We start from the raw sequence: 26,417 nt of genomic DNA, 5'->3' as shown, positions 1-26,417 counted from the left end.
TCCCAAATCAGCCACGTAGCACGCCGCCGGTCGCTTTGCTGACCTTCTCAACGATCTTGGCGGCGACGGCCTCAATCTCTTTGTCTTTGAGCGTGGCATCCTTGGGCTGCAGGCGTACCGTCACGGCAAGCGATTTCTTACCCTCGCCCAGACTGCCGCCAATGAACTCGTCAAACACGCGCACATCCGCAATCAGCGCCTTGTCGGCACCGGCGGCGGCATTGACCAGCGTCAGCGCCTCCACATCAGCATCCACGACAAAGGCAAAGTCACGCTCCACCGCTTGCAGGTCGGTCGCTTGCAGCGCGGGGCGGGTCGCGGTTTTGTTCTTGGGCAGCGGCACTTCAGCAGGGAAGATCGTGAAGGCCACGACTGGCCCCTTTACATCCATCTCGCGCAGGATCTTGGGGTGGATTTCACCAAACACGCCAAGCGTCTTTTTCGGCCCCAGACAGATACGCCCATGCCGCCCCGGATGCCACCAATCGGCCCCGCCGCGCATGATCTGCACTTTTGCAGGGGCACCGATGGCTGCAAGCACAGCTTCGGCATCAGCCTTGGCGTCGAACACATCCACAGGACGGCTTTCACCCAGAATATCCTTCGGCCCTGTCCGCCCGACCAGAATACCCGCAACCTGCATGTGCTGCTCACCCGGCTCACCGCCTTGGAACGCATCGCCCGCTTCAAATAGCGCCATATCCGCAAAGCCGCGCGCCTGATTGCGAGACGCGGCTCGCAAGAGCCCGGCGAGCAGATCGGGACGCATATGCGACATATCCTGCGAAATCGGATTCTCCAGCATCGTCGCGTCATCGCCGCCGCCAAACAATGTTGCGGCCTCTGCATCAATGAAACTGTAGGTCACACACTCGTTATAGCCCAGCGCCGCCGCTGTCCGTTTGGCGGCACGGGTGCGCAACTGCATCGGCGTCAACACGGGTTTCGGCACACCAGGCACACGCGGCAGCGGCTTGCCCTCCAGCTTGGTCAGCGACGCAATCCGCGCCACCTCTTCCACCAGATCAGCCTCGCCTTGCACATCAGGCCGCCACGACGGCACATGCGCCATATCTCCCTCAAGCCGGAAGCCAAGCGCCGTCAGCGTCTCGCGCTGCGTCTCGGCCGGAATTTCCATACCGACAAGCGACACCACGCGATCCGTGTCCAGCTTGTAGGCGCGATCCATGTCCGGCACGGCCCCTTCCACGATCATCTCGGACGCTTCACCGCCTGCGTGATCCACGATCATCCGCACCGCATGCTCCAGCCCTTCAGGCGTAAACGCAGGGTCCACCCCACGCTCGAAACGGTAGCGAGCGTCGGAATTGATCTTCAACGCGCGGCCCGCGTAGGCGATCTGCACAGGGTCCCAATAGGCACTTTCGACAAACACATTCACCGTATCGGCGGTGCAGCTCGTCTCAAGCCCGCCCATGATACCGGCGATACTCTCTGGTCCGTTATCATCGGAAATGACCATTTGACCCGCTTGCAAAGCGTAGGATTTATCGTCCAGCGCGGTAATCGTTTCACCACCTTCGACACGATGAACGCGCAGGTTACCCGCCACTTTATCCGCGTCAAACACGTGCAGCGGGCGGTTCAGATCGTAGGTGAACCAGTTCGTCACATCGACTAGGAACGAGATCGGACGCAGGCCAATCGCGCGCAACTGCGCCTGTAGCCAGTCAGGGCTTGGCCCGTTTTTCACACCTTTGATCAAACGACCCGTGAACAGCGGGCAGCCATCCAGCGTGTCATCCGCAATCGTGACGGACATATCTGCAGCAAAGCTGGCAGGCACCGGATCAACATCGCAGAGCTTCAACGTCCCCAGCCCGCGTGCGGCCAGATCACGTGCCACACCGCGCACGCCCAGCGCATCGGGGCGGTTGGGGGTGATTGCGATCTCGATCACAGTATCCACCTTGGACGGATCGTTTTCAGCCAACCAATCGGTGAACGACTGACCCACTTCGCCCGATGGCAATTCGATGATGCCGTCGTGTTCCTCGGACAGCTCCATCTCGCGCTCGGAGCACATCATGCCATAGCTTTCGATGCCACGGATTTTGCCCACGCCGATGGTGGTGTCGATACCGGGCACGTAGGTGCCGGGGGACGCGATGACCACGGTGATGCCCGCACGCGCGTTCGGCGCGCCGCAGATGATCTGCGTGGGGCCGTTGGCCGTGTTCACCTGACAGACCTTCAGCTTATCCGCGTCAGGGTGCTTTTCCGCGCTTTCGACGTAGCCGATGGTAAAGGCGGCCAGCTTTTCGGTCGGGTTTTCGATCCCTTCCACCTCAAGGCCAAGATCGGTGAGCGCATCCGCGATCTCGTCAACGCTGGCGTCGGTCTCAAGGTGCTTTTTCAGCCAGGAAAGCGTGAATTTCATGGGTCAGGTCCGTCCGTGCAATCAGTTGCGCACGTCCTACCCCATCCGCAAGCGAGGGGAAAGCTATGGATAACTGTTGGGCAGCCCCAGCAACTCGTCCAACTGCCGCGCGATCCAACCGCGCGGTATCAAGTGACCGCCGGGGTGCAGATCAAGCGTGACACCGCGCGCGCCGCAGTCCCAGTGATACCGCGTGAAGACGCGCACGTCTGTCGCCTGCCACTCGGTCAGCGGGTCCGGTTCTGCGCAGTCAAACATTTCGCGCCACAGCCGCACAGGCTCGGTCACATCGCCATCCGGTCCCATCGGGAAATCCAGCACGTTGTCGCGCAGGCCGTAAACGCTGCGCACCTGCGTCGGGGCCTGATCGCAGGACAGACTGTTGTAAGCGGCGCTGATGCTCAGCATCGCCGCCACGCTATCCCCGCTGTCGCATGCATAGCGCCACGCCATGAGCGCCCCGTAGGAATAACCACTGATGTAAATCCGGATTTCATCAATCGGGTAACGGTCAGCAAGGTCGGCCATGACCGCGTTGGCAAATTCCACGTCATAGCTGCCGTTCTGCCGGAAATTCCACGTTTTGTTCAGCCCCGTCGGTGCTACCAAAAGCACCCCGCGCCTGCGCGTCGCGCCAGAAATTCGTCCGTGATAAACCGGCACCGCACCCGTCCGCGCCCAGCCGTGAAAGTGGAGCAGCACAGGCAGCGGGCTCACCCCATCCCAGCCGTCAGGTTCTTTCACATGATATTCACGCCCATCCAACTGGCACGGATCATCGCGGCCGTGGCACGGCGCATCGGGCAAGACCGAATTGGGGTTTGTCTGGGCAAAGGCGGGACTGGCGATAAGGGCCAGGAGGCATAAGAGGCGTTTCATGCGGCCAAGTTATCCGCTCTGGCGATGGTGTCACATGACATTTGCGTGCGGCTAGAGTTCACGCCCCGCCAAATCCTCAACCAACTCAAAGTGTTCAAAAATCAGCAGCATTTCGGGGTCGTATTCACCGTTGCGTTTGAAGAATGCCTTGTGATCCTTGCGCCAACCGACCAGCGCGTCATTCTCGCCCTCGGCCAGCGCCATCTCTTCGGTGACGTCGCAAAAGCGAACGGTTTCGACCTTTGTGGTGCGGATCACAAGCGCGGGCGTCCCGTCCCAGTTCGCCGCGATGTCGCAGCGGCCCACGACAGGCATCGCTTCGGGCTCGTCGTCAAAGTCCGACGCCGCGCCACAAGTCGCTGTCTTTTTGCCCTGCCGAACGAGTGCGATGAGCCGCTGGCAAAGTTCGGCGGAGTCACCAAACCTGAACGTCCCCGCGCCGGGGTATGTCTCTTGCAGGTCCTCGATGTCGTTGGTCATTTGGGTCTCCTTAAAGGGCCAGCTATCCAGACCTCGGAAAGGTCAAAACGATGGGTGCGAACCAGCAATTAGGCAGACAACCCACCAGCCAACTCAGGCACATTCAGGCTGCGGAAGCCGTAGTGCCGCAGCCAGCGCAGGTCGCTGTCGAAGAAGGCGCGCAGGTCGGGGATGCCGTATTTCAGCATGGCGATGCGGTCGATGCCGACGCCGAAGGCGAAGCCTTGGTATTTCGCGGAATCCACGCCAGCGGCAGCGAGGACTTTGGGGTGGACCATGCCGGAGCCAAGAATTTCCAGCCAATCGTCGCCTTCGCCTACTTTCAACGTGCCGCCTTCCCATGAGCAACGGATGTCGACCTCGGCAGAGGGTTCCGTGAACGGGAAGTGGGAGGCGCGGAAGCGGAGTTCTACGTTGTCGACTTCAAAGAACGCCTTCACAAATTCCTCAAGGCACCATTTCAGGTTCGCCATGGAGATGTCGGTGTCGATGGCCAAGCCTTCGACTTGGTGGAACATCGGCGTATGTGTTTGGTCGTAATCTGCACGATAAACGCGGCCCGGGCAGATGATGCGGATCGGCGCGCCGTTGGCTTCGAGTGACCGGATTTGCACCGGCGACGTGTGGGTGCGCAAGACGTGCGGCGGGCGGTTATCGCCCTCGGCGCGGTGGGTGTAGAACGTATCCATCTCGGCCCGCGCGGGGTGGTGACCGGGGATGTTCAGCGCGTCGAAGTTATACCAGTCGCTTTCGATCTGCGGGCCCTCGGCAACGGCAAAGCCCATGTCGGCAAAGATCGCTGTCACCTCGTCCGTCACCTGTGAAATCGGGTGGATCGTACCGGCGGGCCGCGAGCGGGACGGCAACGTCACGTCGAGCCATTCGCTCCGCAACCGTTCATCAAGCGCAGCGTCAGCCAGCGCGGCTTTCTTGGCCATCAGCGCAGAGTTAATCTCGCCCTTAAGCGCGTTCAGCGCAGGACCAGCGGTCTGGCGTTCCTCTGCCGACATCTTGCCCAACTCGCGCATTTGCAAGCTGATCTCACCCTTTTTGCCCAAGGCCTGAACGCGCAGGTCTTCCAGCGTGTTTTCATCGCCCGCATCGGCAATCAGGGTCAGGTATTTCGCTTTGAGATCGGTCATCGGATGCACCCTTTGCATGTGTCCCAGCGGAGTTATCGCGAGGATGCAAAGGTTGCAAGTTTTGCGCAAACCGGGCGTGTGTTTTGCGTGCACCGGACGTGCACAGCGCGTGCACCGGAATTAGCTGTCGTCGCCCGTTGGATTGCCCGACTTTTCATCGCGGCTTTGCTCGCTTTCGATCTGGCGCATCGGGAGAGCCTCTTTGAAGGTGAGCGTCCGATACGGGAACGGGATTTCGATACCGGCATCATCCAGCGCGCGCTTCACGGCGGCCACCACCTGATCGCGCGATTTTCGCACCTCAACTGGCTTGGAGCCGGTCCACCATGTCACCTCGAAATTGATGGAAGACGATGCAAATTCCTGCGCAAAAATCTGGATCGGTTTGCCGTCCTGAATGACGGTGTCGCATCCTGCAACCGCCTTGCTGATGACGTCGCGCGATGCGTCCACATCCTCGTCATAGGCCACGCCACAGATCACCGTCACGCGGCGTTTGTCCTGATCGGTGCGAATGACCACGGGGTTTTTGAACAGGATCGAATTGGGCGTGATCACCAGTTGGCCGTCGGTCTGTCGAATATGGCTTTCGCGGATCGCGATATGGGTCACCTCGCCCTCGATCCCTTCGCACTCGATGTGGTCACCGATCCGCATCTCGCGGCGGAACAGGATGATGATGCCCGCCAGAAAGTTCTCAAACACATCCTTGAACGCAAAACCAATCGCGACAGAGCCGATACCAAGGCCCGCCAGCATGCTGGACGGTGTCAGGCCGGGGAACACGATGATCGCGGCGATCATCAGGCCCAGCACCCAGACAAGGATCGACAGCAAAAGTTGGAACAGTTCTTTGAGGCTTTGGCGCATATTGCTGCGGCCCAATGCGCCGGACAGCAGATAGGACAGGCCCTTTTTGATCAGCCACGTCATGAAGATGACGATAATCGCCACGACAAGCTGCGGCACCATCTCAATGGCGGCGCGCCCGATCTCATCAAGTTGTTCCAGCAGAATTTTAACCGGTTCCATGATGCGGGCCCCTTATGCGTTATCGAGGCAAACGCGTCAGACCCGCATATGGTTCATTGCGATCCGTCTATCCGGTGCGACCCTTCTGGATTTGGTCGTTCAGATAGGTCGCAAATTCATAGATCGGCCGCTCCAGATGCGACAGATGCCCGGGCTTTGCCAGTGATGACGTCAGGCCGCGATAGACGCCTTCGGTACAGGAGCGATCCTCGTCGTTCACACGGTCCAGCAGGTCTTTGAGGTCTGCAAAATGCTGCTGCGCGTCGGCGTCGTTCACGTAGTCCGGCGACAGGCCACCGCCGTAAATGATATCCACGCGGTCCGGTCCATCGGGAGTGAGGCACAGATACCAGAAATAACCCGGCGTCAGCGTAATCAGCAGCGCCGGATAGATTGTCAGCAGAACGGTTTGCCGCCGCAGATCACCCTTGAGCGTTGTATTCGACGGATGCGCGTTGGTCAGCGGCGCGTCAGGGTCTTTCAGGATCGCATGGTAGTTATAGGCGGGTCCACCGGGCGGGCAGTCCATTTCCTCAAGGTTCACAAACCCGCCGATGGTGTCTGCGTGGCAAACCGGCAGGTGGTAGCTTTCCATGAAGTTTTCGGCCAGCACCTTCCAATTTGTGTTCCAGTTCAGACGTTCCTGAAAGGTCTGCGTGTAGTTCTGCATTTCATAAGGCGCGACCAGCTTCGTCACATCGGCCAGATGGGCATGCAGATCGGGGGCACCGGGGTTCAGCGTAACCATAACCCACCCTTCCCAGACCTCGCAGCGGATTTGTGGCAGGCAATAGCCATCGCGCGAAAAGCCTTCGTTGCGGGTCATTGCGGGCGCGCCGCGCAGCTGGCCATCAAGGTTGTAGGTCCACGCGTGATAGGGGCAGACGATGGATTTGGTATTGCCCTGCCCATTCAAGAGCGGCGACATGCGGTGCAGACAGACGTTGGATTGCGCGCGCAGGGTGCCGTCCCCGTCGCGGATCACCATGATCGGGCGGCCAGCAATGTCGGCAGTGACATAGTCGCCCTTGTTCTGGAATTGCCCGATCCGGCCCACGCAGACCCATTCGCGGGCAAAGACGTGCTCCAGCTCCTCGCCCAGAAAATCATCGCTCATGTAAACGCTGCGCGGCATCGCGTGCGCCTGCTCGAACGGAGCGGCGACAGTTTCGGCAAGTTCGTCGACAGCGTCTTTCATTGGGCTTTTCCTGATATCGTCGGCAGCCATAGCCGACCCCTTTGTTGCCATTGAGATAGGTAAGAACCTGTCGAAAGCCAAGTGACTGACCACTTTGGTTCGATTGACAGGGTGAGTATCGCAGACGCAAGCTTGCCCGATATTGTTTTATTTATTCAGGAGACGGCATGATGAGACATGGATTTGTGTATCTTGGCCTACTGGCAGCGGTCAGCGCGTGCAGCAGTAGTGGTGGCGGAACAGAGATCAGGCGCAGCGTGACCGCCGACACCGGCCAGACGGGGCCTGCCCCGGTCACGGTGACCGAAGAGACTGGAACAGACCGGCTTTTAGTGCAAACGGACGGCGTCTTGTTCGAATTTAGCGAAGTGGCTGCATACAACAACGGCACGTTTGTCGCCGCGCGTAATCCGACAGCGCGCGAAATGGCTGTTTTTGAAAGCGAGAGCGACGCATCTTCTGTGGTCTTGTTCCGGCCCAATCCTGCGCCCGGAAATGCACCATCCATCACGTATAGCAGACTGGGCATGACCGATATTCCCGCGGCGGGCAGCGCCACGCTTACCGGCGACTATCAGGCGTTTTTTCAAAGCGGCACTCTTGCCCCACTGTCGTATCTGGCGAGCGGTGATGCCGCGATGGTCGTGAATTTTACTGATGAAAGCGTTGCAGGTTCCATCACGAACCGCCAACTGCGCGACCTAAGTGACAATAGTGTTTTACCGACGGGCGGTTTGGCCGATCTTACCCTTGATATGGCGACACTTGACGACGCTGGTGGGTTTTCGGGAACTACGACTGGCGGCGCGCTGACACTTCCCGGCTTTCCCGATCCTGCATTCGAGGTGCTAGGCACCTATTCAGGACTGCTTGCCGGTGAAACAGCAGACGAGGCTGTGGCAGGTGTGACGCTGACGCATAATTTCGGTTTTGGCGGCATGACCGAATACGGGGCCATCGCCGCGGGTCACTAGCGGCTCTCTAGCCATCACAAACGAAAACGGGCCGCGCTGTTCTTAGCACGGCCCGTTCAATCTGTCAGAAACGCGGCTTAGGCAGCCAGCGCGTCTTTTGCTTTGCCAACGATTGTCGCAAACGCATCAGGTTCGTTCACGGCCAGATCGGCCAGAACCTTACGGTCAACTTCGATGCCAGCCAGCGTCAGGCCGTTGATGAACTTGGAATAGTTCAGTGTTTCGTCAACCGAACGCACACCTGCGTTGATCCGCTGGATCCACAGGGCGCGGAAGTTGCGCTTGCGGTTGTGACGGTCACGGGTTGCATACTGGTTCGCTTTGTCGACGGCCTGCTTTGCGACCTTGAAGGTCTTGGAGCGGCGATCGTAGTAACCTTTGGCCGCGTCAAGAACCTTCTTGTGACGGCGATGTGCAACGGTTCCACCTTTGGTACGGGACATATCAGATTCTCCTTAGCGCGCGTATGGCATCATTGGCTTGATGATCTGCTCATCAGCCTTGGTGAGAACTGTCGTGCCGCGGGCGTCACGGATGAATTTCTTGGAACGCTTGATCATGCCGTGGCGTTTGCCGGCCTGACCTGCTTTGATCCGGCCAGAGGCCGTGATCTTGAACCGCTTTTTGCAGCTCGATTTCGTCTTCATCTTCGGCATTTCCGTCTCCTTCAAAAGTCGGTCGAAAAGCGCGACTCGGCATGCCATATCGGCCGGACGCGCGGTTAGAGAGCGCCGTATAGGCGCGTATCCTCAAACTGGCAAGCTGATTCCCTAAAGATATTGCCCAACAACACGCACAAAGACATCCGGCAGCGTGTCGAAGTTGTAGGCACCGGGGCGCTGGTTGATCGCATAGCCGATCATCACAGCACCGATCAGAACGATCACGGCGGGCACACGCGGGGTGCGCCCGTCCAGAAATGCACTAATCACAGCCGGAATGGCAAAAACTGCAATAATCGCGCCAAGCACGAACATCGTGTCCGTATCCATACCGCTAATCCCTCAAACAATTATTATTGCCTGAGACGCTACTCTGGATCGGCTGCGTAAATCAATCTTTCCGCGCAAGGGGCCACACGCAGGATGTTTGTTGATCCTGGCGTGTTGAAAGGCACACCTGCTGTCACGACGATCATATCGTCTTCGGTGGCCAGCTCCTCTTTCAAGGCGGCGCGCACGGCGGCGATCACGGCGGTCTTGAACCGGTCCACGGCACCCGTCACCACGCAGTTCATTCCCCACGACAGGCACAAACGCCGCGCGGTCGATTTGTGGCTGGTCAGCGCGATGATCGGCACACGCGGGCGTTCGCGCGACACCAACAGGGCTGTTGTGCCCGATTGAGAGAAACAGCAGATCGCTTTGACGTCGGTGGTTTCCGCAATCTCGCGGGCTGCGGCAACAATGCCGTCGGCCACAGTTGTGCGGTTGGCCTTGCGCGACGCTTCGATGATCTCGGTATAGGTCGGATCGGCCTCAACCTCGGCTGCGACGTTGTTCATCGTGGTCACGGCCTCAACCGGATAGGATCCGGCGGCAGATTCAGCGGACAGCATGATCGCGTCGGCACCTTCGTAAATCGCGGTGGCGACGTCGGACACTTCCGCGCGGGTCGGCATGGGCGATTCAATCATCGACTCCAGCATCTGTGTCGCCACGATCACCGGCTTGGCTGCGGCGCGACACTTGCGCACCAGCTGCTTCTGGATCGGTGGCACGTTCTGCACGGGCAGCTCAACACCCAGATCACCACGGGCGACCATGATGCCGTCGGATACCTTCAGGATTTCGTCAAACGACGTCACGGCTGTCGGCTTCTCGATTTTGGACAGTAGGGCAGCACGGCCTTTGGCCAGTGCGCGCGCCTCTTCCACGTCGGCGGGGCGCTGCACAAACGACAGGGCCAGCCAGTCGACGCCGAGATCACACACAAAATCGAGGTCTTTGCGGTCTTTATCGGACAGCGCGGCCAGCGGCAGCACCACGTCAGGCACGTTCACGCCTTTGCGGTTGGAAATTGTGCCACCCACGATGACTTCGCAATCAGCGTAAGTCGCACCACAGTCCTTCACCCGCAGTTTGATCTTGCCGTCGTTGACCAGCAGGTGCGCGCCAGGCTCGAGTGCGTCGAAAATCTCTTTGTGAGGCAGTTGCACGCGGGTCGCATCGCCAGCTGCATCATCCAGATCAAGACGGAAGCTGGCACCGGGGACCAGTTCTTCACCGTCGTCATTAGCAAACACGCCAACGCGCAGCTTTGGCCCCTGCAAGTCGGCCAGAATACCGATGGGTGTATCCAGATCTTTTTCGACCTTGCGGATAATCTCGTGGCGGACCTTGATCTCGGCATGATCGCCGTGGCTCATGTTCAGGCGGAAAACGTCTGCGCCCGCTTCGACGAGGCTGCGGATCATATCATAATCGTTTGAAGCCGGGCCAAGCGTGGCAACGATTTTTACATTACGGTGACGTCTCATGGGACAAGTCCTTCCAAGAGAAAACTGGGGCGCGTTAGCGGTAACAAAATGGGTTGCGCCCTTATTGCGCAATTCCAATCCGGTCACAACTGGCCTAGTGACACTCTGCAAAAGAATGATGACGCCATGACCACAGACCCGTTTCACATCCATAACAAAGCCAGTCGCGGCCGTTGGCTTGTGACCTGCGATCACGCCAGCAACCGCGTGCCGGACTGGATTGGCGGCGGTGATCTGGGTTTGCCTGCCGAAGACATGGCGCGGCACATTGCTTACGATATAGGGGCCGCCGGTGTGACGCGCCATATGGCCGATCTACTGGACGCACCCGCGATCCTGTCGGATTTTTCCCGCCTCGTGATTGATCCCAACCGCGGCGAGGATGATCCAACCCTGATGATGCGCCTTTATGACGGCACCATCATCCCCGCTAATCGCCACGCCACCGACGATCATATCACGGAGCGTCTGGACCGGTTGCACCGCCCCTACCACGATGCCTACGCCGATATGGCGGCCGCGCGTGATGACACGGTGATTTGCGCGATCCACAGCTTTACCCCGCAGTTGCGCGGTCGTAGCCCGCGTCCGTGGGAGGTGGGTATCCTTTATGCACACGACGACCGCCTTGCCCGTCCGTTTCTTGACGCCTGTCATGCACAAGGCTGGTGCGTGGGCGACAATGAGCCTTATGTCGGTCACCTGCCCGGCGATGCGATTGACCGCCACGGCTTGCAACAGGGGCGGCCCAATATCCTGATCGAAGTGCGCAACGATTTGATCGCTGATGAGGCAGGTCAGGCCTTGTGGGCGCAGCGACTGACCCCACTTCTAGAGCAAGTGCTGGCCGACACAGGCCTTTGACACCATAATCCGACAACGGAGACACCGATGCCCGATATTGATGCCCAGACCCAGATCGAACTGGAAGCCGCTGCATTTCGCACGCTGCAAGACCACCTGATGAACAAGCGCCCCGATGCGCAGAATATCGACATGATGAACCTTGCCGGGTTCTGCCGGAATTGCCTGTCACGCTGGTATCAGGAAGCTGCGAACGCACGCGGCATCGACATGACCAAGGATGAAGCCCGCGAAGCGTTCTACGGGATGCCGTTTTCGGACTGGAAAGCCAAGCACCAGACCGAGGCAAGCGCCGACGCGCAAGCTGCGTTCAAGGAAACGCACCCCGACCATTGATCGCGATATGGAAACAATACCTATGTCATTGATCACCATAGCCTTTCCTGCGCAACGACCCCTGCCGCAATCTTGACTTTTGTGTGGCACGCGCGTCTTATTTTACAGGCGCGCCAGGGCCAGACGGCTGCCATTTTATCAAGGCCCCACGGCGTGATTTGCTTTGAGGGGATTTGAAAATGGAATTTGTGCTGCCTGTACTGCTGCTTGTCGGACTGGGATTTCTGCTGTTCGACGACTCCTCAGACACTGACGACAGCGATAGCAACGAAGGAACCGCCGGAGACGGCGGCGGCGGTGAGACGCCAAACGAACCCGTTGCCGAGTTGGGCGAATTTTTTGACCTGACCGAAGGTCCCGGGGCAGTGGTCGGCACTGATGGCGACGATGAGATTGGCGGATCATTCGGTGACGATATCCTCGTCGCAGGTGATGGCGACGATACGATTTGGGCGAATGGCGGCAACGATACCGTAGCCGGTGAGGCTGGCGATGATATCATCAATCTCGGCGCTGGTGACGACACCTCGACGAACGATCAGGATTTCCGCAATCTTGCGGTGAAACCATCGGGATCACCCGCGGCGGGCAATGATCTGATCCGTGGCGGTGACGGCAATGACCGGATTATCGACATTCTGGGCGCCAACACGCTCTTTGGCGATGATGGTGACGATATTTTGTCCACCCGCGATGCCGAGTTTGATCAGGGCAGCGGTGACACCATTTTCGGCGGTGATGGCGATGATACCATTCGCGCAAACGATGGCGATGAACTGACCGGCGGTGATGGTATCGATCTGTTTGATATTGAAGTCAGCGGCAGCGCTGGCCCTGCGATGATTACAGACTTTGAAGACGGCGAAACGCTTTTGATCCGCATGCCGAACGAAGGTCCGGTGGACATGGCACGGATCAGCACAGGTTTGGCCGACAATGGCGAAGACACGAACGTGCTGCTGGACGACCAGATTGTTGCGGTGCTCAAGGGTTTGACAGAGGTCCCCGACGGCGCATTTGACCGGATGGCAAGCGGAACAGCCGGTGCTGCTGGCGGGACTGGCGGCGGCACCTTCTCCGACCCGTTGTTTGGCACAGACGAGGCCGACACACTGACCGCCAGCGACGGGCAAGACGCCATTTTCGCGGGTGACGGTGATGACCGGATCTCGGTCGCGCCAGCCCCTGACTTCACCTATAGCGCTGACGATCAGGACGTGCGCGTGCAGGCGGGCGATGGCGATGACATTATCGTCTCAGGCGGCGGTGATGACGTACTGCTGGGCAGCCTTGGTGCTGACATCATCTTTGGCAACGGCGGTGAAGACAGCCTTAGCGGCGGCTTTGGCAGGGACCTGCTTGTGACGGTTGACCTGAACGACGACAGCCCCGACACGAGCGATGGCGGGCGCGGAAATGACGTGTTGGCGGGCGATGATGGTGACGTGCTGACCGGCGGGGGTGAGCGCGACGGGTTTTCCAACACCTTTGTTGACGTCAGCAGCGATCCGGTGATCGTGACGGATTTTGACCCCGAGAATGAACAGCTTGAAATCGTGATCCCGCCAATCCAGCCACCTGCGGCTGATGCGCCTGTGCTGGCACCGGCCCTGCCCGTGATTTCGGTCACAGATGGCGCAGACGGACGTGGCGCTGAAATCACCTACGGCGAAACGGTTGTGTTTGTTCTGCAAGGCGTCGCGGCGGCAGACGTGAATGTGGGCGACATCCGCGTCACAGTGAATAACACGCTGTAATTTGCGCAGCTCTTACACAACAAAGGCCGCGCACAGTGCGCGGCCTTTTGCGTTTCGAGGGCTGTGGATCAGATCGCAGCTTTGCGCATTTCATCCAGATAAATCTCGCGCAGGCGGGCGACCACCGGACCCGGTGCGCCTTCGCCCACGGCCACGTCGTCAATCTCGACCACTGGCATCACAAAGGTCGAGGCCGAGGTGACAAACGCCTCGTCCGCGTCCTGCGCTTCGGCGATGGTAAAGCTGCGCTCTTCCACTTTCATCTGCGCCTCTTTGGCGAACCGCAGCACAGCGGCGCGCGTGATGCCGTGCAGGATTTCGTTGCCCAGGTGGCGGGTAATGATGGTGTTGCCTTTGACGATATAGGCATTATTGGATGACCCTTCGGTCACAGCACCATCCTCGACCATCCACGCGTCATCTTTGCCCTGCGCCTTGGCCGCCATCTTGGCCATCGACGGGTAGAGCAGTTGCACAGTTTTGATGTCGCGCCGCGCCCAGCGCTGATCTTCAATCGAGATCACTTTCATGCCCTTTTTCGCCATCGGGCTGTTGGCCAGACCCGGCTTGTTCTGAGTGAACAGGACGATGGTAGGCTCTGTCGTGTCTGGGTCGGGAAAAACAAAATCGCGGTCATCGGGGGCGCCGCGTGTGATCTGAAGATAGATCATGCCCTCGTCGATCTCGTTCTTGCGGACCAGTTCGCGATGCACCTCAAGCAGGTCGTCCATCGCAATCGGGCTGCGCATATCCAACTCGTCCATAGAGCGTTGCAGGCGTTTCGCGTGACCATCGAAATCAATCAGCTTACCGTCCAGCACCGATGTCACCTCATAGATGCCATCAGCCATCAGAAAGCCGCGATCAAAGATCGACACCTTGGCTTCGTTCTCGGGAAGGTAGTCGCCGTTGAGATAAACAGTCCGCATCAGGTTCAGCCCCATAGGTTGGCAGCGGGCGCGTGCACGCCGCTTGCGTCAAATTGCAAAGGTTCGTCACGGTCTTCGGCCAGAAGCAGCGGTCCGTCAAGGTCGGTAAACGCCACACCCTGCGCAAGGATGGTCGCGGGGGCCATCGCGAGCGACGATCCCACCATGCAACCGACCATGACGTCGTAGCCTTCTTTAATGGCCTGCGCCTTCAGCGCGAGCGCCTCTGTCAGGCCGCCTGTCTTGTCCAGCTTGATGTTCACCATGTCGTACTTGCCCTTTAGTTTGGGCAGCGACGTGCGGTCATGGCAGGATTCGTCGGCGCAGACCGGTAAAGGCCGCGCAATTTCGGCCAGCATATCGTCATCGCCTGCGGGCAAAGGTTGCTCCACCATCGCCACGCCGAGCCGCAGCAGGTGCGGCGCCAGATCGGCGTAAATCTCAGCGGTCCAACCTTCATTTGCATCGACGATAATGGTGGCATCAGGCGCGCCTCGGCGCACGGCTTCAAGCCGCGCCATGTCGTCGGCCGTGCCCAGCTTGATCTTCAGCAGCGGGCGGTGCGCATTCTCAGCGGCCTGCGCCTGCATCTTTTCGGGTGTATCAAGCGATAAGGTATAAGCCGTGATCTCCGGCTTCGGCACAGGCAAACCCAACAGATCCCAAACGCGTTTACCCGCATGCTTGGCTTCCAGATCCCAGAGGGCACAGTCCACCGCATTGCGCGCAGCACCCGCTGGCAGCAAGCCTTGCAGGCTGTCCCGCGTCAGATCATCCGGCAACCCAGCGATCTGGTCTGTCACGCTGTCCAGCGTCTCGTCGTAGCGGGCATAGGGCACGCATTCGCCCCAACCGGCGGCACCGTCATCGCTCAGCTTAACGGTCAGCACCTTCGCCTCGGTCCGCGACCCGCGACTGATCGTGAATACCTGCGCAAGTGCAAATACGTCCCGCGTTACATTAATGCGCATCGCCTGTCCTTCATTTGGCCGAAACAACTCCCGCCGGAGGCATCTGATTTTCTAGAAAATCAGATCTGCTCCAAGGCGTCCACCAGAACACCGGCCCCATAGCGGAAAGGATCGGTTGTCGGCAGACCCATGCGGTCTTCGACCTCGGCCAGATAGGCGCGCGCATCATCATCCGTCATATGCTGCGTGTTCACCGAAACGCCAGCTATCTGACATGCTGGGTTCGCAACCTGCGCGATGGGCAGGACCATGTCGCGCAGCGCCTCAAGCGATGGCAGCTTGTAATCTGGCAGACCGCGCATGTGTGTCCGTGTCGGCTCGTGCGCGAGGATTAGCGCGTCGGGCTGGCCGCCGTGGATCAGCGCCATCGTCACACCGGAATAGCTGACGTGGAACAGGCTGCCCTGCCCTTCGATATGGTCCCAGTGATCGGGGTCATTGTCGGGCGTCAGATATTCGACAGCACCTGCCATGAAGTCCGCAATGACAGCGTCCAGCGGCACACCGCCGCCCGTGATCAGGATACCTGTCTGGCCTGTGGGGCGGAAGGTCGTTTTCATGCCACGCTTTTGCATCTCGGCATCCATGCAAAGGCCCGTATACATCTTGCCAACCGAACAGTCGGTGCCAACAGCCAGACACCGCTTGCCTGTCCGCTTTACACCGTTGGCAATCGGATAAGCCACTGACGGAATACGCACGTCAAACAGCGTCTGGCCGTTTACACGGGCAGCTGACATCAGCTCGTTTTCGTCGCGCAGCAGGTTATGCAGGCCAGAGGCAATGTCGTAGCCCATCTGCAACGCTTGGACGAGCACCTCTTTCCACGCCTCGGAGATCACGCCGCCACGGTTGGCCACGCCAATGACCAGCGTTTTGGCACCTGCCGCGATGCCCTCTTCCAGCGTCATGTCCGGCAGATCAACCGTTGTGCCGCAGCCTTCCATACGGAACTGTCCAACGGCATTTTCGGGGCGCCAGTCCTTGATGCCCTGCGCCACTTTTGCAGCCAGTTTGTCGGGCGCGTCACCAAGGAACAGCAGGTAAGGTGTCTGGATCATGGCGCGGGTCCTTTCGGGATCAGATGCGAGGGAATCAATTGTCACCGCTGTTATGACGCAGGATTTGTGCAAACTGCTCTCAAAATGCGTCGCCAAATGCCCTCATTTGCGCAGAATCTTCGAATATGGAAGCGATTGACCAGCTGACCATCTGCGGAACGGATCAATCGCGCACGATCCTTGCACAAAAAAGGCCCGGACATTGCTGCCCGGGCCTTCTCTTGGGAGGGAGGGAAGAAATTATCCCTTCGAGAACTCCGGATAGGCTTCCATGCCAAGTTCGGAGGTATCAAGACCGTTGATCTCGGCCTCTTCGCTGACGCGGATACCCACGACACCTTTGAGAATGACCCAGAGCACGAGGCTACCGACGAAGGTGAACACACCGTAAGCCGCGATGCCTGTCAGCTGGTTCATCAGCGTGGCGTCACCGTTGTAGAAGATGACCGCGATGGTGCCCCAGATACCGGCAAACAGGTGCACGGGGATCGCACCGACAACATCGTCGATCTTCATCTTGTCAAGGAACGGCACGGCCAGCACGACGATCACACCACCAATGGCACCGATCCACAGCGACCCGAAGAGTGTCGGCGCAAGAGGTTCAGCCGTGATGGAGACCAAACCGGCAAGCGCACCGTTCAGAACCATCGTCAGGTCGACCTTCTTGTACATGATCTGCGTCAGGATCAGGGCAGCAACGGCACCCGAAGCGGCAGCCATGTTGGTGTTGGCAAAGATGCGACCCACGTCTGTGATGTCGCCCACTGTACCCGCAGCCAGCTGCGAACCACCGTTAAAGCCGAACCAACCCAGCCACAGGATGAACGTACCCAGTGTTGCAAGCGCAAGGTTCGAACCGGGCATCGGGTTGACGCGACCGTTCTTATACTTGCCCAGACGCGGCCCGAGAATGATCGCACCAGCCAAAGCAGCCCAGCCACCGACAGAGTGCACAACAGTCGAACCGGCGAAGTCAGAGAAGCCCATCTCGGACAACCAGCCGCCGCCCCACTGCCAGGACCCGGAGATCGGATACATCACGCCAGTCAGCACGACGACAAAGGCAAGGAATGGCCACAGCTTGATCCGCTCGGCCAGTGCACCCGATACGATAGATGCGGTGGCAGCGACAAACATCAGCTGAAAGAAGAAGTCGGAGGCAACAGAAGCGTAATCAAGCGATGCGTCAGCAGCGGCAAGGCCCACGGGCTCAAGCTCTGTCACGCTAAAGAACGGACCCAACCAGCCTGCAATCGACCAGTCGGCCGGATACATCAGGTTAAAGCCGATCAGCCAGTAGGCGATGGACGCCAGCGAGAACAGCGCGATGTTCTTGGTAAGCTGCATCGCCACGTTCTTGCCGCGTACCAGACCCGCTTCCAGCATGGCGAAACCGGCAGCCATGAAGAACACCAGAAAGCCCGCCATCAGGAACAGCAGCGTTGTCATGATGTAAGGGCCAACCTCGTCGAACGACGGGGCAGCGTCTTGGGCAAAGGCCAGTGTTGGCAACAATGCCAGCCCTGCGCCGAGTGTATATTTATTCATCAGTTTCATGTCTTAACTTCCCCTTGGCGCTTTACAGTGCGTCGTCGTTCATTTCGCCGGTGCGAACGCGCAATGCGCTTTCCACATCCAGCACGAAAATTTTGCCGTCACCGATCTTGTCGGTCTTGGCGGTGGTGGCGATGGTGCTGACAACCTGCTCGGCCATCGTGGCGGGCACGACGATCTCCAGCTTGACCTTCGGCACGAAATTCACGGCGTACTCTGCGCCGCGATAGATTTCTGTGTGACCGGACTGCGAACCAAAGCCCTTGATCTCGGATACCATCATGCCGCGCACCCCGATGGTGGTGAGAGCTTCGCGCACCTCTTCAAGCTTGAATGGTTTGATTGTTGCGATAATGAGTTTCACTGATTTCCCCTTGCACGTCATGCAGGCCGTCCAGTGAGCGGGCGACCGTTCTGGGCTACAAGAGGGGGCATGCTGCACTTGCGAACAAGGATTCGGCGGCAACTACCCGCGCAAAAAACTTATCGTATTGCACAATTTTTGCACAAATTCACATCTTTGCCTAAATTTTAGACGTTTCAATTACCGCGCATCGCCTGCGCATCCCTCTCGTTTTCTGGGACAGGGATGGATAAGGTATCGCAAAACAAAACGATCGAGCGGGTCATCAGCATGAGTGGAAACGGCAAAAAACGCGCGCCATTGGTCGCCGAACGGCGTCACAGCGGCGGCAAGCCTGCAACCAAACGCAAAGCGCCCGCACGTCGCAAAGCGCGCCCCCAGAAAAGACGCGGGCCGCTTGGATGGATTGCCGCAGTGATCGGCGGCATACTGAAGTTTATCTGGCGGCTGACGTGGCGGTTGGGTGCTGTGGTCGCGATCTTGCTGGCTATCGGCGTCTATTACTTTGCTTCGCAGCTTCCTCCGGCATCAGAGCTTGTGGACGGGCGCGCCCGTGGATCGGTCACGCTGACAGACCGGTCCGGTGACATCTTTGCATGGCGCGGCGATCAGTTTGGCGGGATGATTACGGTCGATAGCGTTTCACCGCATATGGTGAACGCTGTTGTGGCCTCCGAGGACAAACGGTTCTATCGCCATTTCGGCATCTCACCGCGCGGCATTGCATCGGCCATCCGGATCAACCTGCGTGCTGGCCGTGGACCACTGTCCGGCAACGGCGGTTCGACAATCACACAGCAGGTCGCCAAGCTCTTGTGTCTTGGGGAGCCGTTCGACCCGCAGGAATGGGACTCTGAAGCTGCGTATGAGGCCGACTGCCGCCGCACGACGCTGTGGCGCAAGGCCAAAGAGGCTGTGTTCGCGCTGGCCTTGGAAACTGCCTACACCAAGGACGAAATCCTCACGATCTATCTGAACCGTGCCTATCTGGGCGCGGGCGCACGCGGGTTCGAGGCTGCGTCTGAACGGTATTTTGGCGTGTCCGCCCGCGAGGTGGTACCAGCACAGGCGGCGATGTTGTCCAGCCTGCTCCCCGCCCCGTCATCCCGCGCACCCACACGCGATCTGCAACGGGCGCAAGAGCGGGCAAATGTCGTGATCGGCTTGATGGAGGTGCAAGGCTTGTTGTCGGCCTCTGCCGCGCAAGAGGCTCGCGAAAATCCTGCGACCCTGTCACCGAATGCGCGGCAAGAGGTCGGCGGCTACTTTGCCGATTGGGTCATGGCATCGGGACCGGAGTTCTTTACCCGCGACACGACCGAAGATGTTGTCATCCGCACCACGCTTGACCCCGCCATCCAGCTTGCCGCCGAAGATGCGCTTGCATGGGTGTTTGAAAACAAGGTTCGCGCAGGGTCAGAGGCCGAGGCCGCCATCGTTGTCATGTCGGCAGACGGTGCCGTGCGGGCGATGGTCGGGGGACGCGACAACACCGTCGTGCAGGGCTTTAACCGCGCAACAATGGCCGTGCGCCAAACGGGATCGGCTTTCAAACCGTTCATCTTTGCAGCCGCGCTCGAATTGGACTTTTCGCCTCTTGATCTGGTGAATGATGTGGAAACCTGCTGGAACACGCCCGGATCGGGGCAGTGGTGCCCGCAGAACTATGACCGCCAATACAAAGGCACGATTGATCTGGTGCAGGCGCTGGCCGAAAGCCGCAACGTGCCAGCCGTGGTGCTGTCAGAGGATGTGGGCCGCGAGGTCGTGCGCACCGTTGCCACAGGCTTTGGCATCGAAAGCGATCTGGCCGCTGGTCCCGCGCTGGCCTTGGGCGTGTCGGAAAGCACCTTGCTTGAGATGACAGGCGCATATGCCGGTATCCTGAACGGCGGATCGTCGGTGACGCCCTACGGCCTGGTTGAACTGCGTCTGCAGGGCGATAATGAGCCGCTGATGACCCAAGGCGGCGGTATCGGCGAACGTGTGATCCGCGAGCGTGCCGCACGGCAGCTAACCTATATGATGCACCAAGTCGTTCAAAGCGGCACTGGCGTGCGCGCGCAGATCGACGGCTGGCAGATCGCTGGAAAATCCGGCACCACGCAGGCCGCCCGCGATGCATGGTTCATCGGTTTTACCGGCGATTACGTGACCGGCGTCTGGATGGGGTATGATGACAACAGCCCGCTGACAGGTGTGACAGGTGGCGGGTTGCCCGCGGATATCTGGCGTGAAACGATGACGCGCGTCCTTGCAGGCCGTGCGCCCACACCTTTGCCAATGCAGACGCCAACAGGCGGCGGCACGACGGTCAGCGGTCCCACAAACCTTGAGGCCCCCAATCAGGAAATCCTCAATGTACTTGAGGGGATCCTAAGCGGGGGGTAGTGCAGCCGCCCAAAACGGCATTGCTAGCAGGGCCGAAGTCACTTTGAAGATGGACACCGCTGCGTTAGATTATCGCGGAAAATACGAACAGTGATATGCGAGGCATCATCGTGAGCAAAGTTGTCGTTATCGGTTGCTCTTCTGGCGGGTTGGCGCCTTTGGTCGATCTGTTGTCTGAGCTTCCCGCGACCTATCCGCACCCGATTATCGTTGCATCCCACAGCGGGCCAGAGTCCCACCTGCTGCCAGCGCTCAAACTGAAGTCCAAAATCCAGATCGCTATCAAAAAGGCCGAGGATGGTGAGGAACTCGTCGGGCAAACTGTCTATGTCCTGCCGGGGGCCACGCATGGTCTGGTCACGGGAAACACCCTGCGGCTGTCAGAGCTTGTGCGCGAAAGCGGCTTCAGGCCATCCATTGATGCGTTATTTATGACCGCCGCTGCAGAGTATCAGGAAAATACCATCGGCGTTGTTCTGTCCGGCACGATGAGCGACGGGATGCGAGGTGCGCAGGTGATCTATGACATGGGCGGCGTCACGATTGTGCAGGACCCCGACGAGGCCAAGCAGGCCTCTATGCCGCAAAGCGTGATCAAGGCCGACCATCCGCAAGAAGTGCTTGAGGCCAGCGCGCTGGGGCAATGGCTGGTCAAGGCGCAATAACGGCTGTCAAAAGGTGCTAGTTCTCGCCTTCTTCGCAACGGTCATACGCAAACACATAGCCGTCCCACATCATGATGATGCCATCATCTTCGGCAGCATTCATTAACAGGGCGCGTTCGGTCCAGATCTGATCCTCGCCCGAGCACTGCATCGTATAGAGCGTCGCATCCATATCGACGACATTCACCGGACGGGTCATGCGGCATTCCACCTCGACCCCGTAAAAGATGCCATCTTCGATACGCAATGCGCCACCTTCGGCCCCCACATTCGCACATTCAGCGTTGGCCGTTTGTTTAAACACACCATCGTAAGGTGTCGCGGCGGCAATGGTTGGCAGCAGCGCCAAGGCGAAAGCGATTGTATTGCGCATGGATTATCCTCCGAGTTGGGCGATCAGGGCATCCAGATCGCGGCCCTGACGGTCCAGCATCGCGCCAATCTCGGCGCGTTCTGTCAAAAGCATGTTCACGCCTTCGATGATGAAGTTGAAAAACTTGTGGCTGCCCGACCGGTCGGACACATGGAAATCCATCCGCAGTGGCGCGCGGCCCCGCAGCAGCACGGTGGTTTCCACCTCGATCCAGCTTTTCACCGGCTGCGCGCCCTGCACCGTGATCTCTCCGCCGATAAACTCGCGGAACCGGCGGCCATATTTCGTGGCGATGTAGTTGCGGAAGACAGCGGTCCAGCGTTGTAGCTGTGCAGGGGTCGCGGTGCGGGCATCTGCACCCAGACAATAGCGGGCAATGGTGGGCACGTCCGAGTAGCGGTCAAAGATCGTCGCGAAATCCGCAATCATCGCGTTCTCGGATTTGCCCGATGCAATCACGGCATTCACTTCGGCCACCAGCCCTGTGACAAGCTGTTGTGACGCATCAACAGACAGCGCCCGTGCGGGCAAAGGCATGACAAGTGCAGCGGTGGTGGCCAGAAACATCTGGCGGCGGGTCAGGAACATTTACTGGTCTCCGAAAAGATCGTCATAAGGGTCAACATCTTCTGCCGCCTCGACACCCAGTTCAAAGCGGCGATTCTGCAGATAGATCAGACGTGTTTGCGCATAACTGTCGGCGCTATCATATAACACGCTGTCAATCGTGTCGCCAAACTGGTCCCGTTTCAGTGCACGACCCGCAAACCGCGCAATGGTGCCATAGTCCTGCTGCACGGGCGCACCAAACTGATCCAGTGGATCAATGATGCTGTCCACGATGCGGCCTGCCAGATCACGCTCTGTTGACGGGCCAAGAACGGGCAGTTCCAGATAAGCGCCTTCCTGCACGCCCCAGATGGCAAGTGTCTGGGCAAAATCGGTTTCGACCTCTGGCAGCCCAATCGCATCGGCGGGATCAAAAATACCAAAGACGCCAACGGTCGTATTCAGCACAAAACGGAATGTATTGGTTGCCGCACTGGCCACATTGCCTTGCAGCAATCCGTTCAGCACCATGCCCGGCCCACCTGCGTTATCCGCAAAATTGATGACCGCACCGCTGATGTCAGGGTGCAGCAAAGGTGCGGCATCATCATCGCCACCTGCAAATACGGCATTATCCAGCGCCTTGTTAAAGGCATGGACCTGCCGGTTTGTCGCCTCGTATGGGTCGTTCACAGCGTTCCCCGCAGGGGCCGTGCTGCACGCACCAAGGATCGCCAGAACAATCAGGGTCGACAAATACTTGGTCAGGGTCATGTTATTCAATTCGGTTCACGTGAAAACTGTAATGGGAAAACCTGTTGCAATGTGACATTTGCCATAGAAAAGGCTGGTGAGACAGGTATTCTCTGCCAATTACATGCGTTCTGGCCCATTTCACAGGCCAAGAACAGGCAGAGCACAAGTATTAGGGCGGAAAAACGCGCATGGCGGACGAATTCGAAGCAAAAGGCAGGGCGGAACTGCGCGAGGCGCGGCGCGAAAGCCGGAGCTTATACTGGATGGTCGCCATCTTCAGCTTTTTCGTGAACATGCTGATGCTGACCGGCCCGCTTTATATGCTGAACGTCTATGACCGCGTGCTGGGCTCGCGCAGCCTTGAGACACTGATCGCGCTGTCGGTGCTGGTCGGCTTTCTTTACGGCATGATGGGTATTCTGGACTATGTTCGCGGGCGGGTCATGGGCCGCGTCGGCGCACGGTTTCAGGCCAGCATGGACCGCAGAGTATTTTCCGCCGTTCTGAAAGCCACGGCAATGAACCGCGCCTTGAAAGAGGCCGCAACCGGATTGCGCGATCTTGAGGCGGTGCAACGGCTGATCACTTCACCTGCGCTGATGGCGGTGTTTGACCTGCCGTGGACACCGCTGTTCTTCCTTGGCATCTTTATCTTCCACCCGCTGATGGGTCTGCTTGGTCTTGTGGGCGGTGCCCTGCTGATCGCGATTGCGATTTTTAACCAGCTTTCCACCCGCAAGCCTTTGGCCGAAGCAAACGCCGCGACATTCCAGTCAGAGGCGCTTGGCACCCAGATTCGCAACGAATCCGAGATGGTCCAATCTTTGGGCATGCGCGATGCCGCTTTCGGGCGGTGGCAGATTGCGCGTGGCAAATCGCTTGATGCGACCATCGGTGCTGCTGACAGCTCTGGCACATATAACGCGCTGACCAAATCCTTCCGCCTGTTCCTGCAATCGGCGATGCTGGGTCTGGGTGCTTATCTGGTGTTGCAGGGCGAACTGACACCCGGCGCGATGATCGCCGGTTCGATCCTGCTGGGCCGCGCCTTGGCCCCGATTGAATTGCTGGTGGGTCAGTGGGCCGTGGTGCAGCGTGGTCGTGAAGGCTGGCGCAACGTGGCCATTCTGCTGGGCAATGTGCCGCCCGATGATATGCGCACCAACCTGCCCGCCCCCAAGGCACGCCTTGTCGCAGATCAGGTGACTGTGGTGCCGCCGGGCGAACAGGCAGCAGCCCTGCGTATGATTTCGTTCGCCGTGGCCCCCGGTCAGGCGATTGGCGTGATCGGCACGTCGGGCGCGGGCAAATCCACGCTGGCACGCGCGCTTACGGGTGTCTGGCGTCCGGCTGGCGGGAAGATCAGGCTCGATGGTGCGGCGCTGGACCAGTATGATCCGGACGTGCTGGGCAAATACGTGGGATACCTGCCGCAACGCGTGTCCCTGTTTGATGGCACGATCAAGGAAAACATCGCCCGCATGTCGATGGACCCCAACGACGCCGAGGTCGTGAAGGCTGCGCAAAAGGCTGATGCCCACGATATGATCCTCAAGCTGCCGGATGGCTATGACACGCGCGTGTCGGCCAATGGTGGCAGGCTGTCCGGCGGACAGATCCAGCGGATCGGTCTTGCGCGCGCGCTTTATGGCAATCCTGTCGTGCTGGTACTGGACGAACCCAATTCCAACCTCGATAACGATGGATCTGTCGCGCTCAATAACGCGATCAAAGGGGCCAAAGCGGACGGTCAGTGTATCTTTATCATGGCCCACCGCCCTGCCGCGATTGAACAATGTGATCTGCTACTAGTGATCGAAAACGGCGCACGCCGCGCCTTTGGTCCCAAGGACGAAGTGTTGCGCGACCTGGTCAAGAACGCCGACCAGATTAAAAAAGGTGTTGGCGCCGGTGGAGGTGTATCATGAATTCCGAAGACCCGAAAAAACGCTGGTCTACGCGACCACAGATGATTGTCGGCCTGCTGGCCTTGCTGGTGCTGGTCGGCGGCTTTGGTTCATGGGCCGTTCTGGCGCAGATCAACGGCGCGGTCATTGCGTCCGGCCAGATTGAGGTCGACCGCAACAGGCAGGTGATCCAGCATCCCGACGGTGGTGTGGTCGCCGAGATTATCGCCGAAGAAGGCGTGCTGGTGGCTGAAGGTGATCTGCTGATCAAGCTGGACCCCGACGTGCTGCAATCCGAACTGTCGATTGTCGAAGGTCAACTGTTCGAGATTATGGCCCGCCGTGGACGGCTTGAGGCCGAGCGGGACGACACCACCGAGATCACCTTCCCTGCCACGCTGTTGGAAGAGGCTGAAAACGGCGCGCAAACGCTGATCGACGGCCAAACCCGTCTGTTTGTTGCCCGCAAAGATTCAATGGCGCGCGCGCAAGAGCAACTGACTCAGCGCCGTGCGCAGATTCAAAGCCAGATATCGGGCATTGATGCGCAGCAGGCCGCTTTGCAAACACAGGTCGCCCTGATCACCGAAGAACTTGCCGATCAGCAAACGCTGCTGGACCGTGGTCTGGCGCAGGCCAGCCGCGTGCTTGCATTGCAACGCGAGGCCGCCAACCTGCAAGGCCGCATCGGTGAACTGACCGCCGCCGCGGCACAGGCCGCCGAGCAGATCACCGAGATCGAGATCGAAATGCTGGGGCTGGAAACAAATCGCCGCGAGGAGGCGATCACCCGCCTGCGCGACATCCAGTATAACGAACTGGAACTGTCCGAACGCCGCCGCACGCTGACCACACAGCTTGACCGGCTTGATATTCGCGCCCCTGTGTCGGGCGTGGTTTACGGCTTGCAAGTGTTTGCGCCACGCTCGGTGATCCGTCCTGCTGATCCGGTGATGTTCCTGATCCCGCAGGACCGCCCGCTTGTCATTGCCGCACAGGTGCAACTGACCGATGTGGACCAGATTCATCTGGGGCAAGAGGCGACGCTCCGCTTTTCCGCGTTTGACCAGCGCCGCACGCCCGAATTGATGGGCTCTGTCACGCTGGTCTCGGCTGACGCGTTTCAGGACGAAGGAACGCTGCAATCGTTCTACCGCGTCGAACTGCGCCTAAATGAGGGCGAGATAGAAAAACTGCCCGTTGATATGACCCTGATCCCCGGCATGCCGGTTGAGGCGTTTGTGCGCACGGCAGACCGCAGCCCGATGGACTATCTGATCAAACCACTTAGTGATTATTTCGTAAAAGCATTCCGCGAATCCTAAATCCCGATCATGTCGCCAAGCGACTTT

General features: G+C 59.1%; 26 protein-coding genes. 8 read left to right on the top strand and 18 right to left on the bottom strand.

Annotation, left to right across the window (positions count from 1 at the left end; all coding sequences use genetic code 11):
• Nucleotides 1-7: 7 nt before the first annotated feature.
• The 6 genes from pheT to V8J84_RS02705 form a co-directional block, all read right to left on the bottom strand.
• Nucleotides 8-2,401, bottom strand: coding sequence for a phenylalanine--tRNA ligase subunit beta (pheT, locus tag V8J84_RS02730; RefSeq protein WP_339928066.1), 2,394 nt, complete (start codon nt 2,399-2,401; stop codon nt 8-10).
• Between the two features lie 63 nt (nt 2,402-2,464).
• The gene (locus V8J84_RS02725; RefSeq protein WP_339928065.1) at nt 2,465-3,280 is read right to left on the bottom strand and encodes an alpha/beta hydrolase family esterase; all 816 of its coding nucleotides are present in this window, start codon (nt 3,278-3,280) and stop codon (nt 2,465-2,467) included.
• Nucleotides 3,281-3,331: 51 nt separating this feature from the next.
• Nucleotides 3,332-3,760 (bottom strand): ASCH domain-containing protein, encoded by a 429-nt coding sequence (locus V8J84_RS02720; RefSeq protein ID WP_339928064.1) that lies wholly within the window; start codon nt 3,758-3,760, stop codon nt 3,332-3,334.
• A gap of 68 nt (nt 3,761-3,828) precedes the next feature.
• Entirely contained in the window at nt 3,829-4,902 is a 1,074-nt protein-coding gene (pheS, locus tag V8J84_RS02715) for a phenylalanine--tRNA ligase subunit alpha (RefSeq protein ID WP_339928063.1), read from the bottom strand.
• 120 nt (nt 4,903-5,022) lie between these two features.
• Complete coding sequence (locus tag V8J84_RS02710) at nt 5,023-5,934, bottom strand: mechanosensitive ion channel family protein (protein WP_339928062.1); 912 nt, start codon at nt 5,932-5,934, stop codon at nt 5,023-5,025.
• Between the two features lie 67 nt (nt 5,935-6,001).
• Complete coding sequence (locus V8J84_RS02705; RefSeq protein ID WP_339928061.1) at nt 6,002-7,132, bottom strand: aromatic ring-hydroxylating oxygenase subunit alpha; 1,131 nt, start codon at nt 7,130-7,132, stop codon at nt 6,002-6,004.
• Nucleotides 7,133-7,302: 170 nt separating this feature from the next.
• Between V8J84_RS02705 and V8J84_RS02700 the strand changes: the two genes are divergently transcribed.
• Entirely contained in the window at nt 7,303-8,106 is an 804-nt protein-coding gene (locus V8J84_RS02700) for a hypothetical protein (protein ID WP_339928060.1), read from the top strand.
• Between the two features lie 77 nt (nt 8,107-8,183).
• Here V8J84_RS02700 and rplT read toward each other — a convergent pair whose 3' ends face one another.
• The 4 genes from rplT to pyk form a co-directional block, all read right to left on the bottom strand.
• Nucleotides 8,184-8,549 carry a 50S ribosomal protein L20 gene (rplT, locus tag V8J84_RS02695; protein ID WP_339928059.1) on the bottom strand — a complete coding sequence of 122 codons (366 nt, stop codon included), beginning with the start codon at nt 8,547-8,549 and terminating at the stop codon, nt 8,184-8,186.
• 12 nt (nt 8,550-8,561) lie between these two features.
• The gene (gene rpmI, locus V8J84_RS02690; protein ID WP_339928058.1) at nt 8,562-8,762 is read right to left on the bottom strand and encodes a 50S ribosomal protein L35; all 201 of its coding nucleotides are present in this window, start codon (nt 8,760-8,762) and stop codon (nt 8,562-8,564) included.
• A 114-nt stretch (nt 8,763-8,876) separates the two neighbouring features.
• A complete protein-coding gene (locus V8J84_RS02685) occupies nt 8,877-9,098 on the bottom strand; it encodes a hypothetical protein (protein ID WP_339928057.1) in 222 nt (73 codons plus the stop codon).
• A gap of 38 nt (nt 9,099-9,136) precedes the next feature.
• Nucleotides 9,137-10,585 carry a pyruvate kinase gene (pyk, locus tag V8J84_RS02680; protein WP_339928056.1) on the bottom strand — a complete coding sequence of 483 codons (1,449 nt, stop codon included), beginning with the start codon at nt 10,583-10,585 and terminating at the stop codon, nt 9,137-9,139.
• A 126-nt stretch (nt 10,586-10,711) separates the two neighbouring features.
• Between pyk and V8J84_RS02675 the strand changes: the two genes are divergently transcribed.
• The 3 genes from V8J84_RS02675 (at nt 10,712) to V8J84_RS02665 (ending at nt 13,542) form a co-directional block, all read left to right on the top strand.
• Nucleotides 10,712-11,449, top strand: coding sequence for an N-formylglutamate amidohydrolase (locus tag V8J84_RS02675; protein WP_339928055.1), 738 nt, complete (start codon nt 10,712-10,714; stop codon nt 11,447-11,449).
• 27 nt (nt 11,450-11,476) lie between these two features.
• Nucleotides 11,477-11,785, top strand: coding sequence for a DUF1244 domain-containing protein (locus V8J84_RS02670; RefSeq protein ID WP_339928054.1), 309 nt, complete (start codon nt 11,477-11,479; stop codon nt 11,783-11,785).
• 179 nt (nt 11,786-11,964) lie between these two features.
• Entirely contained in the window at nt 11,965-13,542 is a 1,578-nt protein-coding gene (locus V8J84_RS02665; protein WP_339928053.1) for a calcium-binding protein, read from the top strand.
• Nucleotides 13,543-13,610: 68 nt separating this feature from the next.
• Here V8J84_RS02665 and V8J84_RS02660 read toward each other — a convergent pair whose 3' ends face one another.
• The 5 genes from V8J84_RS02660 to V8J84_RS02640 all read right to left on the bottom strand — a co-directional run bounded on the left by V8J84_RS02660 (nt 13,611) and on the right by V8J84_RS02640 (nt 18,424).
• Nucleotides 13,611-14,471, bottom strand: coding sequence for a D-amino-acid transaminase (locus V8J84_RS02660; protein ID WP_339929062.1), 861 nt, complete (start codon nt 14,469-14,471; stop codon nt 13,611-13,613).
• A 5-nt stretch (nt 14,472-14,476) separates the two neighbouring features.
• A complete protein-coding gene (gene dgcA, locus V8J84_RS02655; protein WP_339928052.1) occupies nt 14,477-15,442 on the bottom strand; it encodes an N-acetyl-D-Glu racemase DgcA in 966 nt (321 codons plus the stop codon).
• A gap of 59 nt (nt 15,443-15,501) precedes the next feature.
• Complete coding sequence (dgcN, locus tag V8J84_RS02650) at nt 15,502-16,503, bottom strand: N-acetyltransferase DgcN (RefSeq protein ID WP_339928051.1); 1,002 nt, start codon at nt 16,501-16,503, stop codon at nt 15,502-15,504.
• Nucleotides 16,504-16,743: 240 nt separating this feature from the next.
• Complete coding sequence (locus V8J84_RS02645; RefSeq protein ID WP_339928050.1) at nt 16,744-18,063, bottom strand: ammonium transporter; 1,320 nt, start codon at nt 18,061-18,063, stop codon at nt 16,744-16,746.
• Nucleotides 18,064-18,085: 22 nt separating this feature from the next.
• A complete protein-coding gene (locus tag V8J84_RS02640) occupies nt 18,086-18,424 on the bottom strand; it encodes a P-II family nitrogen regulator (RefSeq protein ID WP_339928049.1) in 339 nt (112 codons plus the stop codon).
• A 270-nt stretch (nt 18,425-18,694) separates the two neighbouring features.
• Here V8J84_RS02640 and V8J84_RS02635 point away from each other — a divergent pair, with 270 nt between their 5' ends.
• Together V8J84_RS02635 and V8J84_RS02630 are read left to right on the top strand one after the other, a co-directional pair.
• On the top strand, nt 18,695-20,815 hold the full coding sequence (locus V8J84_RS02635; RefSeq protein WP_339928048.1) for a transglycosylase domain-containing protein: 2,121 nt from the start codon (nt 18,695-18,697) through the stop codon (nt 20,813-20,815).
• 110 nt (nt 20,816-20,925) lie between these two features.
• Nucleotides 20,926-21,480 (top strand): chemotaxis protein CheB, encoded by a 555-nt coding sequence (locus V8J84_RS02630; RefSeq protein ID WP_339928047.1) that lies wholly within the window; start codon nt 20,926-20,928, stop codon nt 21,478-21,480.
• A 16-nt stretch (nt 21,481-21,496) separates the two neighbouring features.
• Here the strand turns inward: V8J84_RS02630 and V8J84_RS02625 are convergent, their stop codons facing one another.
• The 3 genes from V8J84_RS02625 to V8J84_RS02615 are packed head-to-tail and all read right to left on the bottom strand — an operon-like array spanning nt 21,497 to nt 23,176.
• A complete protein-coding gene (locus V8J84_RS02625) occupies nt 21,497-21,853 on the bottom strand; it encodes a hypothetical protein (protein WP_339928046.1) in 357 nt (118 codons plus the stop codon).
• A gap of 3 nt (nt 21,854-21,856) precedes the next feature.
• Nucleotides 21,857-22,441: an MlaC/ttg2D family ABC transporter substrate-binding protein gene (locus V8J84_RS02620; protein ID WP_339928045.1), complete on the bottom strand. Its 585-nt coding sequence runs from the start codon at nt 22,439-22,441 to the stop codon at nt 21,857-21,859.
• Entirely contained in the window at nt 22,442-23,176 is a 735-nt protein-coding gene (locus V8J84_RS02615; protein WP_339928044.1) for an MlaA family lipoprotein, read from the bottom strand.
• A gap of 170 nt (nt 23,177-23,346) precedes the next feature.
• On the opposite strand from V8J84_RS02615, the gene V8J84_RS02610 reads away from it, so the two are divergent.
• Nucleotides 23,347-25,086, top strand: a complete 1,740-nt coding sequence (locus V8J84_RS02610) for a type I secretion system permease/ATPase (protein ID WP_339928043.1) — start codon at nt 23,347-23,349, stop codon at nt 25,084-25,086.
• Nucleotides 25,083-26,390 (top strand): HlyD family type I secretion periplasmic adaptor subunit, encoded by a 1,308-nt coding sequence (locus V8J84_RS02605; RefSeq protein ID WP_339928042.1) that lies wholly within the window; start codon nt 25,083-25,085, stop codon nt 26,388-26,390. The genes V8J84_RS02610 and V8J84_RS02605 overlap by 4 nt, the downstream gene beginning before the upstream one ends.
• Nucleotides 26,391-26,417: the final 27 nt, after the last annotated feature.

Origin of the sequence: Yoonia sp. 208BN28-4 (assembly GCF_037543925.1) — a bacterium.
Lineage (GTDB): Bacteria > Pseudomonadota > Alphaproteobacteria > Rhodobacterales > Rhodobacteraceae > Yoonia.
This window is presented reverse-complemented; position numbering and strand designations above follow the sequence as displayed.